Below are 12222 nucleotides of genomic sequence, written 5' to 3'. Positions count from 1 at the left end.
GGGCATAGTATCACCAGGATTCGGAACACTAACAAACACTACCAATTTCTCATTGGACATTTTGCCGGTACCACTACTACAATGGAGGAAGAAAGCATCCCAAGGAGGACTTCATGGCAGGAGATGACAGAAACAGCAATGATCGTAAGGTCTTCATTATCGATACCAACGTCTTCATCCACAAGTATGATGCGATCCTGAGTTTCCGAGACAGCGAAATCGTCGTACCCCTCTGGGTTCTCGAAGAATTGGACAAGCTCAAAACCTACAGCGACGAACGAGGCCGGAACGCCAGGCATGCAATCCGATTCCTCGATTCAATCACCAAGCATGGAGATCCGACTAGCGGTTCCAAGATGGAGAACGGGTCGATTTTGCGGGTGGCCCTTCACTATGATGACGATATCGAAATAGGTCTGGATCGAAGCAGACCCGACAACAAGATTATTCTTACGGCGCTGACTATCCAGAACAGGGACGGCAGAATGGTGTTTTTCGTCTCGAAGGATATAAATGCCAGGGTCAAGGCCTCCGCCCTCGGGCTGAAGGCCGTCGACTATGAAAAGCAAAAGGTCAATTTCGCCGAACTCTATTCCGGCTATCGGGGAGCTAATATCGGCTCTGACAGCTATCAGCTTTTTTCCCAGGAGGAATTTCTCAACTGGAAAGATACCCTCAACCCAAACGAATTTGTCGTTCTGGAAGATAAGGAGCATGACGAACCCCTTTTAGGTCGCTACAACGGCCGGGACGGGGGGCTCGATCTGGTGGACGAATTGCCCGGCGCGATCAGCGGAATCCATCCCCTTAATATGGAACAGAGAATGGCCCTTGAGTTACTTCTCGACGATACGGTAAAACTCGTAACCCTTGTGGGAAAAGCGGGAACCGGAAAGACCCTGCTTGCCATTGCCGCAGGGTTGAAAAAGGTTTTTGATGATTCCGCCTACGGCAGGATGCTGATAAGTCGTCCCATCGTTCCCCTCGGCAAGGATATCGGCTATCTTCCCGGAGCAAAGGAAGAGAAACTCTCCCACTGGATGCAGCCTCTCTTCGATAACCTCGAGTTTATTCTTTCGGTCCATAAACGCCCCAATCTCAAAAGTGTCGATGCCATCATCTCAAGCAACATGGTGGAGATCGAGGCCATCACCTATATTCGGGGGAGAAGCCTTCCGAACCAGTTCATCATCATTGATGAGGCCCAGAACCTTTCTCCCCACGAGATAAAGACCATCGTCAGCAGGGCAGGGGAGGGCACCAAGGTCGTTTTGACCGGTGATCCCTATCAGATCGACAGCCCCTACCTTGATGCAAGTTCCAACGGACTGACTTATCTTGTCGAGGCCTTCAAGGGACAGCGTATCTACGGGCAGGTTCTTCTGGAGCACACCGAACGAAGTCCCCTTGCCGAGCTTGCCGCCGAGTTGCTTTAATATCCCGCGGCAGGGGCTCTCCGGCGACCCAGGCGTGGAAGCTCATTACGTCGCTAAGTTCCGGATGAAAGGCGGTGGCAAGGATGTTCTCCTGGCTGCCGCCGATAAAACCGACGGGTTCGCCGTTTTCTAGTGTTGCTATGGCCTTCACCTCCCTGCTCTTGGATGCTGCGAATCGGGGGGCCCGTATGAAAGGCATCATCGCCCCTTCTGTGGGGAGAAATTCCGGGGAGAAGACCAGGTTATCACCGCTGGCCAGCTGCCTGCCGTAGTCGTTCCTTCGTACCTGGAACTCCAATAGTGATGCACCTTTTCCCGCCTCTCCGTCGACATTTGTCGCCAGGACAATCGCTCCCGCACAAATCCCCCAGATCCTGTGCCCGTTTTGCGCAAAGGCTCTCATTGGATCGATCATCCCGTAACGGTGGAGGAAGCGATTTATAACGGTGCTTTCACCACCCGGGATGATCAGTGCATCAATCCTCTCGAGTTCTTTGGGAAGGCGTACCAGCCTATACTCGGCACCAACCTGGGCAAGGGGGGCTATGTGCTCCTGTACGGCTCCCTGAAAGGTGAGGATGCCGACAACAGGTCTATTTTTACTCATCTTCCCGCCATAACCGTCTGGAGCGTGGCTATCTCAAGCCCCTTCATGGCGGCCCCCAAGCCGGATGAGATGTCAGCCAGGCGTTTCGGGTCCTGGTAGTGAATAACCGCTTCCACAATCGCCGCCGCCATCTTTTCCGGATGCTCGCTGGTAAAGATACCGGAGCCGACAAAGACACCATCGCAGCCCAGCTCCATCATGAGGGCTGCATCAGCCGGAGTTGCAACCCCGCCGGCTGCAAAGTTGACTAGCGGAACTCTTTTCAATGTGGCTGTCTGTTCTACAAGTTCTATGGGTACCCGGTATTCGGCAGCTTTCCGCTTACGGCCTTCCTCGTCGAGCCCCTGCAGGCCGGCGATCTCGCCTGCAATCGTTCTGGTGTGGCGAACCGCTTCGACGATGTTGCCGGTACCCGCTTCGCCCTTGGTTCTGATCATGCTTGCCCCTTCATTGATACGCCGAAGTGCCTCGCCAAGGTTTCTGGCACCGCAGACAAAGGGAACCTTGAAAAGCTTCTTGTCTATGTGGCGTTCTTCATCGGCGGGCGTCAGTACCTCGCTTTCGTCGATAAAGTCTATCTCCAGCGCCTCCAGGATACGTGCCTCGGTGATGTGCCCTATCCTGCATTTTGCCATCACCGGGATGCTCACCGCTCCCATGATCGAACGGATCATGGCCGGATCGCTCATCCGTGCCACGCCCCCTATCTTTCTGATATCGGAAGGCACCCGTTCAAGTGCCATGACCGCACAAGCTCCGGCATCTTCGGCGATTTTTGCCTGATCGGGGGTCGTTACATCCATGATGACGCCGTTCTTGAACATTTCGGCGAAACCCTTGTTGATCTTTTCTCGTGACCTGTCCATCTTTGCCTCCTTCTCGTGGACAACATGCTTCGGAGCCGGTAGACTAAAGAACGGGCTCCGGGGCGGACGATTATGTACCGTCTCTAATACATTCTTTTCTCTTGTAGTACAATCATATCATTGTGCTATTTTGTCAAGAGGTGTTTATGTCTCTTATCGAAACTATGGTTCAATCATTGCGGCAGGCCATCGAGGAGGGGCGCTATGCTCCCGGGGATCAGCTCCCTTCTATTCGCGAGTCTGCCGAGAGATGGGGGTGCAACAAGTTGACGGCCAAAAAGGCATATGATCGCCTCAAGGCCGAAGGGTATATAGAAAACAGTGTCGGCAGGGGCTCCTTTGTCAAATACCCCCGCCGAATCGAATCCGAACGCGGGCTCTTTCCCTTTCAGGTTGCGTCCATCGGCGAGGACCTTTTTCCTCTGGATGCTGTCAGGACATTGACGGGCGAGCTTTTTGCGGAGGTCGGTGTGTCGCTATTTGCCGCAGCCCCGCCTGGTGGAAACTCCCGCTGTCTCGACGCCCTCTCTTCCTTTTACCGCACACCGCGGGATAGGACGGTGGTTATCTCCGGTGCCCAGCAGGGGCTTGATCTTGCCGGCAAGCTCTTTTCCGGCTCGCTTTCGGATGTGGTTCTCTTTGAAGATCCCACCTACTCAGGGGCCGTCAACCTTTTCAGGCCGAAACGCTTTGTTCCCCTCCTTGAGGATGGTCCCGATCTCGATCTTCTGGAGAAGCATGCCAGGGAGGGAATCGAGGCGTTTTATACAATGCCGCAAATCCATAACCCGACGGGAATCAGTTATACCCCGGAAGTTATGAAGCGGATTACCGAACTTGCTTCCACATACGGGTTCCTCATCATTGAAGACGACTATCTTTCCGAATTCCTGCCTTCGTTTTTTGATGATCCACCTATGCGTTTTCTCGATTTGATTCCCGAGCGGACCATCTACATAAAAAGCTTGTCCAAGGTGACTGCACCTGGAATTCGAATCGGCATTCTTGTTGCTCCGGGGGCACTGAGGGAAGACCTTTTGTTCAGTAAATTTACCGCGGATATCGGAACAAGCAGTTTTATGCAGCATCTGGTCGCCGCTCTCGTTGAATCGGGAACACTAAAAGAGAGTATCCTGATCAACCGAAAGATTTGTGAAGACCGGAGGAGACACCTTGAAATACTTCTGGCCCGTTACCCCTTCCTTTCCTTCACCGCCGGCCGTCTGGGATACAACATCTGGGTCACCAGTACCATAGATCCCTCGCTTCCCTCGGCTCCCTGGGCCGGGGGCGAGAATTTTTCGTTTGATCCTGCTTCCCGTTACCGGTTTCGACTCTCCTTCATGGGAATGTCTGAAGAGCGCTTTGTAGCCGGACTCAAATATCTTGGCGGCGTTTTCGACGCCTTGGGCAACGACGGGCCGAAGGGAATTTTCTGATGAAGCAATCATCATGTACCGTTACCATCCTTGGATCCGGGACCAGCCACGGCGTGCCGGTCATCGCTTGTATCTGTCCTGTCTGCCGTTCAAAAAATCCGAAAAACCATCGCAGCCGGGCCAGTGCTCTGGTCCGCGGGGCGGAAGACGAGGTTATTCTCTTTGATACCGCTCCCGAGTTTCGCCTCCAGGCACTGCGGGAGGGAATTTCCCACATTGATGCGGTTTTCTATACCCATGCCCATGCGGACCATCTTCACGGCTTGGACGATCTGCGTCCTTTAAGCTTCAACGGCCCCATCCCCCTGTATGGGTCGGCCGAAACCATGGACGAGATACGTCGCCGCTTTTCCTATATCTTTTCCTCAGGCCAGGAGGGGGGCGGCAAACCCAAGGTTCTGCTCAAGCCCATTGGGCCGGGAGATCATATCACCATCGGCTCCCTTGAAGTGATTCCCATACCGCTGCTCCACGGCTACCTTCCCGTATTCGGTTACAGAATCGGCCCCTTTGCCTATCTTACGGACTGCAGCACCATCCCGGAATCTAGTTATGAACTGCTTGCGGGAATCCGTTACGTGGTTATCGACGCCCTCAGACCGGAACCCCATCCCACCCATTTTTCCTTCGGCCAGGCCCTTGAGGCGGTACGGAAGATCGGGGCCGAAAAGGCGTGGTTCACCCATCTTACCCATGATGTCGATCATGAGGATATTCGAAGGATGCTCCCGACCGGGGTGGAACCGGCCTGGGACGGGCTCTCATTCCGGGTGGATATACACAATGGATTCGGCTGAGTGCAGGCCTGGTATTATCCGGCAGCGCCTTCACCGATGTGTTCAGGATAAATATACGAAACTCATTTCGTTATTTTTCTCTGGCTCAAACAATGACCATTCCTCTTCCCTTCTTGAGTTGCATCCGTCCATGGGTAAGGGTATACTGTAGGTAATGGAACCGGTATCTTTCTGCCCTCATTGCGGGCATGTTCTGGAACGTGGGGAGCGGATCTGTCCGGGGTGCGGCATCGAAATTGTTGATCCGCCCCGGTTTGAATCGCTCAGCTTCGAGGAGGTTGTGGAGAACTCCTTTCTGCGCCTTGAGAAGGTGGCACTCCGCGGCTATGAGCGTCGATTGGAGGTGGCCCGCTTGCGACTTGAAGAACTTGATCGGGAATTGGAACAAATTATTGAACTGGCGATTCCTTCATGCCGACAATAATATCGATATGAGAAGAACGGTACTGTTTCTGCTGATAATGGGGTTTTGTGCCTCTTCCCTGACTGCGGAAGTCGATTTTTCAGGACTTCGTCTTTCCAAGGATGATCAATTGCTCTTTTCCGCTCGTACCGAAAGCCCTGTGTATGGTTCTTTCGATACCTTGCTTGCAAGTGATCTTTCCACGGGAACGATCAGTCAGCTCTCGTTTTTTCCCGAGCAGGTTGCCTTGCTCGACAGGGGGGAGCGGATACAGATTCGTAACCGCTTTGGGGTGTTTCGAAGCGGGGCGGGGCTGAAAGGACTTGAAACGGTGGGGGCCTTTCCCAGTTTCGGTTCCGGGGCCGATATCGAAAGCGGTAAGCTTTTGCAGATATCCTCTTCTCCCGACGGTCGGTTTCTTGTCTACCTTGAGCCGACAGGTGATGCTTACGCGGATCTCTATCTCTATGAAGTGGAAAGTGAGGAACTCTTTCAGGTCTCTTCATCGGTGGAGATTAGTTATAATGATCCCCCGGCGCTCTGGGCGGGAAATTCCGAATTCTTCGTCTACCAGAAGGGTGGAGATGTCTACTATTTTTCCATGGAGCAAAAGGCCGGTGACCGGGTTATCGACGAATCGTATCGGAAGATCGGCCCCGGTGGTATCTCCAGTGTGGTGTGGTCGAAGCAGAACGAGCTTTTTTATATCAGAAGAAATCTTGTCTACCGTATCCTTGGTTCGGAATTCTTTGCCAGATCGATTTACGGGGGGATGCTTGATATCGGAACCATCGTGGGAAAGGTTCCCTTTGTCTTTGATCCGAATTTCGATGCCTTTGTGGTGAGTCCGGACGGAAACAAGCTCCTTTATAATCGGGGAGGCCGCAGCCTTTTCCTCTATTATCTTCAGGCCGATGATTATCTGGCTGAAGGCGGCATCAAATCCTTGCCCTATCTTTTGCTTCCCCGCAATACAAGAGTGAAGCAGATCCTCTGGTCTTCCGGCAATATCATTACGGTGTTGACCGGTAGTTTTGAAGACGGCGGTAAGAAGAGCGGTCTTTTTCGGATCGATCTTACCGTTGAGAGTGACGCCCTCAGCTTTCAGCAGATACCGGGCAGCGGTGTTTCCGATATAGAGCTTTCTCCCAACGAGGAGCTTGTCGCGGTGGTGCGAGGTGACGGGGTCGATCTGAAGGCGTATGATAGCTGGAAAAGCGTTTCTGCCTTTACCCATCCCGATCCGATGCATGTATTATGGCCCAGCGATAAGGAGCTGCTTATTGCCGGTAAACGGTATACCGAGTTGGTCGGCCTTGATAAAGGAGAGCGCCGCATTATCGCCCTGAGTCAGGCGGGGGAATACGGTTTTACCGAAGCCGGGGAGGAAGAGAATATTGTAGGAGGTCGTTCTTTTCGCCTTACCGGTTCGGATGATTTCACTGCTTGGGAAGAACTGAAAGAACAATCTGCCTTGGTCGACCCCTCCACCGCGGGAACGGCATTTAGGGTTTATATCGAATCGGTGAACGGCAGCAGCTATCGCAACATTGTCATGGTGCGGAGCGTCGCCGGCTACGGAACGAAACGGCTCTTTCCGGAACCTGAAAAACGTTATGTTCCCTTTCCCGATGTCGATGAGCCCCTTGTCGGCGAAAGCTTTACTCACGGATCGCGTATCAGACGTCGGGAGGTCGCCCTTATTTTCAATGCCATCGATAGTCCCGAAGGGCTAACCGAGGTGTTGCAGGTCCTCGACGACTATGCCCTTCGTGCGACCTTCTTTGTCAACGGAGAGTTTATTCGCCGCAATCCGGGTGCGGTAAAAGAGCTGGCTTCCTCCCGCCACGAGATCGGTAGTCTGTTTTACGTCTATTTCAACATGACTGATGCACGGTTCAAGGTCGATGTCGACTTTATCAAACGGGGACTTGCCCGCAACGAGGATGATTTTTTCGACGCCACGGGGAAGGAACTCTCGCTTTTGTGGCATGCACCCTACTACTTTGTCAGCACCAATATCATTTCGGCCGGAAAGGCTATGAACTACCGCTATGTGGGAAGGGATGTCGATCCTCTGGATTGGGTACCTGAAACTGAATGTGACGGAGATAGCTTTTATCTTGCAAGCAGGGATATTGTCGAACGAATCATGCAGCTGAAGCAGCCAGGATCGATCATCCCCATCCGTCTTGGAGAGCTCGAAGAAGGCCGGGGCGATTACCTGTTTCAGTATCTTGATCTTTTGATAAACGGACTCATTCGGGAAGGATATTCCATCGTTCCCGTTACCACCTTGATGGAGCACGCCAGATGACATATAGTATGGCCGTGCAGGTCTTGGGAAAAGTTATAGACAGATCTCATTTTTTCCTTAAGCTTTTCGGATCCTCTGACGATATGTGTAAAGAGAACCCGAAACGGGAGGGGAGGAAAGCGTGAACCGGTATAATGGAGTAAACGCCTACAAAACGACAAGCATCAAAACCGCCGGCGGTGGAAAGCTGATCATCATGCTCTATGATGAGGCAATCAAACAGCTGGAATACGCGGTTAAACTTCTCGGAGCGGAAAGTAAAAAATACGATGCAATCAATGCAGCGATTCTCCGAGCCCAGGATATGGTAACCGAATTGATGGTTTCCCTTGATTTTGATCAGGGCGGTGAGATAGCAACGGGGCTTTTTAGCCTCTACACCTTTTTCAATCGTCAGATGATGGAAGCAAACCTTGAGAAAAACAGCGATAAGCTGTCGGTGGTTAAAAACCAGCTGTCCGAACTTCGGGAAGCGTGGGACCAAATCATCTCGGGGAAGGCCTCCAAGTCGGAAGGCAGTGCCTCCGGCGGAATCAATATCGCAGGCTAGCACAATCACATACAAGAGGGAGGGAAGTATGGCTCGTTCCCTTACCGGAGACAGAAACGCTATCTACAGGCGGTTGCGTATACATCTTGCAGCTCGCCGCAAGGCCATGGCGCACTACAGGGAGTTGCTTAACCTCATGAATCGCAGCATCAATACAAACGGGTTCGGCGATAGCATGAACCAATATCTTAAGATGGAGCAGGAGCTCCTGGATCGTTTAAACGGACTTCAAGGGGTCATCGTACCGTTGCGAAGATCCTTGGAGCCTGATCAGGGGCAAAAGGATACTATTTCCGCTTTCGATGCCGAATTTATCAGGGAGAAGGATGTCGTTTTTGACCTTCAATCCACGCTCAGGCAGTCGATGGAAACGGAAATGAAGGTGCTTTCCCGCAGAATTGCTTCTCTCCATGCCATGCCGTTCAGACCTCCTGCGTTTCCCCGGGTAGACGAACCGAGTCGCTTCGACATGACCGGATGAAAAGATCGGAAGAAACAACCACACTCTATCTGCTTGACGGCTATAGTATTATTTACCGTTCCTATTTTGCCTTCATGGGAAGGCATCTCAGTGCTCCCGACGGGACGAATGTCTCGGCCCTTTTCGGATTTTTCCGGACCCTTTTTTCAATCCTTGATGAATACCGTCCCGGCGCACTCGCCGTCGTGCTCGACTCGAGGGTTCCGACCTTTCGGCATGAGATGTATCCCGAGTATAAGGCGAATAGGGAAAAGGCCCCCGAGGAATTACACGCCCAGGTCCCGATGATCGAGGAAATCCTCGGTGCCATGGGAATGACCGTCTTGCGAAAAGATGGTGTAGAGGCCGACGATATCATCGCCACCATGGCCGAGCGGTGCAGAAAAAAGGATTGTCCCTGTGTCATTGTGACCGGCGACAAGGATCTTTTGCAGCTTCTCGGGGGAGAGATCCGTATGCTGCGTCCCGAAAAGGGGGGCTATCAGCTCATCGGCAGGGACGATGTCTTCGATCAGTGGGGGGTCGAGGCTGATCAGATCGTCGATTATCTTTCCCTCACCGGCGATCAGGCCGATAATGTTCCCGGGGTCAAGGGGATCGGCCCCAAGACCGCCTCCAAGCTTTTAACGAAATTCGGTGATCTCGACGGGGTGTATGAAAACCTCAATGCATGCAGCACGGGAGAGCGGACAAAGCTCGAGGCCTCCCGGGAGGATGCCTTTCTCAGCCGCTCCCTTATCATCCTGAAAAAAGATGTTTCCCTTCCGCCTGAGGCTCCTACTCCGGTGGGTGAACTTAACCGTGAGGCCGCTGTCCCCCTGCTTTTACGCTACGGTGCCAAGAGCCTTGCCGAGCAGGCGAAAGGGGCTAAGATAAGTGAAAAGCAGCTTTCCCGGCAGCGTGAAAAACGTGCCGAGGCTTCCGCCGTTTCCGATGAGCTTCTCGGAGAGGGGCGTTATGAGCAGATTGATGATCTCGAAGGTCTTGACCGATGGATCGAAAAGGCTCTCACCGCTGGTGCTTGTGCGCTTGATATAGAAACCGACAGCCTGGATGCCATGCTGGCCAATCCTGTCGGCTTTTCACTGGCCGTTAGCCCGAAACAGGCTGCCTATTTGCCCCTTATTGCGGAGGGCCAGCGGAAATTCGACGATGATGCCGTGCGTGAGCGCCTTGTGCGCCTCACCTCAAGCCCTTCGGTCCGCATTATCGGACATAATTTCAAGTACGATTACAAGGTCCTGCGTCGCTGGGGAGTGGTTACGAAGAACCTTGCCTTCGATACCATGGTCGCCGCATGGCTGCTCGATACCACAGCCAACAGCTATGGTATGGATCCCCTTGCCGCTTCACTCTTAGGCTATAAGACCATCTCATTTAAGGATGTGGTGCCGAAGGACGGACTGTTCCAGGACATCTCCGCGGAGACTGCAACCCGCTATGCGGCCGAGGATGCCGACATCACCTTTCGCTTCTATGAACTTTTTCGTCGCCAGCTGAAGGAGCGGGGTCTCGAAAAGCTTTTTTTCGAGCTTGAGATGCCCCTTGTACCCATCCTTGCGGAGATGGAATGTGCCGGCATTACCCTGCTTTCCGACCGCCTGGAGGCCTATGGCCGGGAGCTTGAAAAGGATCTTGGAACGATCGAGGATGATATCTGGCAGGCCTGCGGTCACAGTTTCAATATCAACTCGACAAAGCAGCTTCAGCAGGTTCTCTTCGAGGAGCGGAAGCTCACCCCGATAAAGAAAACCAAAACCGGCTATTCGACCGATATCTCCGTGCTGGAGGAGCTTGCCAGGGAAGACGTTGTTCCTTTGCTGGTCCTTCGTCACCGCAGCCTGGCAAAACTCAAATCCACCTATGTCGACGCCCTGCCCAAACTGGTCAACCCGGAAACTGGCAGGATCCATACCCAGCTGATCCAGACCGGGACCGCTACCGGGCGTCTTTCCAGTAAGGATCCCAATCTCCAGAATATCCCCATCCGGGATGAGGAGGGGCGAAGGATTCGTTCTGCCTTTGTCCCTGCCGAAGGACACCTCTTCATATCCGCAGACTACAGTCAGATCGAGCTGGTGGTCCTTGCCCATTTGTCCGAGGATCCCGAGCTTTCCCAGGCATTTCGCAGCGGAGGGGATGTTCACCGGCGTACGGCTTCCCTTATTTTCGATGTGTCGGAAGCGGATGTCAGCTCCGAGCAGCGTCGGATTGCCAAGACCATTAATTTCGGTGTGATGTACGGCATGTCCGCCTTTCGGCTGAGCCGTGAATTGGGAATATCCCGAAGCAGGGCCGATTCCTTTATCTCCGCCTATTTTCGCCGTTATTTCAGGATCCAGAGCTTCATGAGAAAGGTGGTGCAGGAGACAGAGCAGAGCGGGGTGAGCAAAACCCTTCTCGGCAGAGAGCGTTCCATCCCCGCCATCAACAGTAGAAACAAGACGGAGAAGGCGGGGGCCGAGCGCATTGCCGTCAACACGCCGATTCAGGGCACTGCCGCCGATATCGTGAAGCTGGCCATGCTTGCCGTTAGTAAGCGAATGGCCTCTGAGGGATTGAAAAGCAAGATGGTCCTGCAGATTCATGATGAGCTGCTGTTCGAGGTTCCCTTTGATGAGGCCGACCGTATGGAAAGGCTGCTGAAAGAGGAGATGGAGTCGGCGGTGAAGCTTTCGGTTCCCTTGACGGTAAGTATTGAGCGGGGGGGAAGCTGGGGAGATCTCCATTGATGGTCCTTGGTCTCACCGGTCGCTACTGCGCTGGAAAGGATCTTGTTGCCTCCCTGCTTGCCGAAAGGGGTTGGATTGTCATCGATGTAGATGATCTTGGTCACGGCGCCCTTGCGGCCAGGGCCGCGGATGTTGTTGCGGCCTTTGGTTCTGATGTCGGGGATGGAAAGGACGGCATCGATCGACGTCGTCTGGGCGCGCGGGTTTTCGGTGATGATGAGGCCCTGGCCCGACTGGAGGCTATCGTGCACCCCGAAATGGTACGTGAGGTCCGGCGGCGGATCGACGACGTCGGGATTGGGGGGAAGGTGATCGTCAATGCTGCCATTCTTGAAAAGATGGGTTTGGATAAGCTCTGCGACGCGATCCTGTTTGTTTCCGCTCCGATGCCGCTCCGTTTCTTTCGGGCCCTGCGGCGGGATGCCCTCCCCCCGCAGCGAATTCTTCAACGCTTTTCCGCTCAAAAAAGTATTGATGCTAAACGACTGAGAAAAGATGTCGATACTTATACTATATACAATGTCGGTTCGATACGGCATTTGCGGAAAAAAGTCCTTCGAATCGAGGCGAATTTGTTGAAGGGATGAAGCAGGC

At 53.3% G+C, this 12222-nt stretch carries 11 protein-coding genes; 9 read left to right on the top strand and 2 right to left on the bottom strand.

Annotation, left to right across the window (positions count from 1 at the left end):
* Positions 1-113: 113 nt before the first annotated feature.
* Positions 114-1436: a PhoH family protein gene (locus tag F459_RS0117700; protein ID WP_020614050.1), complete on the top strand. Its 1323-nt coding sequence runs from the start codon at positions 114-116 to the stop codon at positions 1434-1436.
* Here the strand turns inward: F459_RS0117700 and pdxT are convergent.
* Complete coding sequence (gene pdxT, locus F459_RS0117695) at positions 1351-2043, bottom strand: pyridoxal 5'-phosphate synthase glutaminase subunit PdxT (RefSeq protein ID WP_020614049.1); 693 nt, start codon at positions 2041-2043, stop codon at positions 1351-1353. The two genes, F459_RS0117700 and pdxT, sit on opposite strands and share 86 nt — an antisense overlap.
* Entirely contained in the window at positions 2040-2909 is an 870-nt protein-coding gene (gene pdxS, locus F459_RS0117690) for a pyridoxal 5'-phosphate synthase lyase subunit PdxS (protein WP_020614048.1), read from the bottom strand. The genes pdxT and pdxS overlap by 4 nt, the downstream gene beginning before the upstream one ends.
* Before the next feature lie 146 nt (positions 2910-3055).
* Here pdxS and F459_RS0117685 point away from each other — a divergent pair, with 146 nt between their 5' ends.
* The 8 genes from F459_RS0117685 to coaE all read left to right on the top strand — a co-directional run bounded on the left by F459_RS0117685 (position 3056) and on the right by coaE (position 12215).
* A complete protein-coding gene (locus F459_RS0117685) occupies positions 3056-4348 on the top strand; it encodes an aminotransferase-like domain-containing protein (RefSeq protein WP_020614047.1) in 1293 nt (430 codons plus the stop codon).
* Complete coding sequence (locus F459_RS0117680; protein WP_020614046.1) at positions 4348-5145, top strand: MBL fold metallo-hydrolase; 798 nt, start codon at positions 4348-4350, stop codon at positions 5143-5145. Before F459_RS0117685 ends, F459_RS0117680 begins: the two co-directional genes overlap by 1 nt.
* 154 nt (positions 5146-5299) lie before the next feature.
* Positions 5300-5569, top strand: coding sequence for a zinc-ribbon domain-containing protein (locus F459_RS23990; RefSeq protein WP_013256226.1), 270 nt, complete (start codon positions 5300-5302; stop codon positions 5567-5569).
* 7 nt (positions 5570-5576) lie between these two features.
* Entirely contained in the window at positions 5577-7865 is a 2289-nt protein-coding gene (locus F459_RS0117670; protein WP_033302019.1) for a polysaccharide deacetylase family protein, read from the top strand.
* A 121-nt stretch (positions 7866-7986) separates the two neighbouring features.
* Positions 7987-8415, top strand: a complete 429-nt coding sequence (fliS, locus tag F459_RS0117660) for a flagellar export chaperone FliS (protein ID WP_020614043.1) — start codon at positions 7987-7989, stop codon at positions 8413-8415.
* Positions 8416-8443: 28 nt separating this feature from the next.
* Positions 8444-8896, top strand: coding sequence for a hypothetical protein (locus tag F459_RS0117655; protein ID WP_020614042.1), 453 nt, complete (start codon positions 8444-8446; stop codon positions 8894-8896).
* A complete protein-coding gene (gene polA / locus F459_RS0117650; RefSeq protein WP_020614041.1) occupies positions 8893-11628 on the top strand; it encodes a DNA polymerase I in 2736 nt (911 codons plus the stop codon). Before F459_RS0117655 ends, polA begins: the two co-directional genes overlap by 4 nt.
* The gene (gene coaE, locus F459_RS0117645; RefSeq protein WP_020614040.1) at positions 11628-12215 is read left to right on the top strand and encodes a dephospho-CoA kinase; all 588 of its coding nucleotides are present in this window, start codon (positions 11628-11630) and stop codon (positions 12213-12215) included. The genes polA and coaE overlap by 1 nt, the downstream gene beginning before the upstream one ends.
* Positions 12216-12222 lie beyond the last annotated feature (7 nt).

Source organism: Sediminispirochaeta bajacaliforniensis DSM 16054, from assembly GCF_000378205.1.
Lineage (GTDB): Bacteria > Spirochaetota > Spirochaetia > DSM-16054 > Sediminispirochaetaceae > Sediminispirochaeta > Sediminispirochaeta bajacaliforniensis.
The sequence above is the reverse complement of the archived record's forward strand: the minus strand, read 5'-3'. Positions and strand labels throughout refer to the sequence as shown.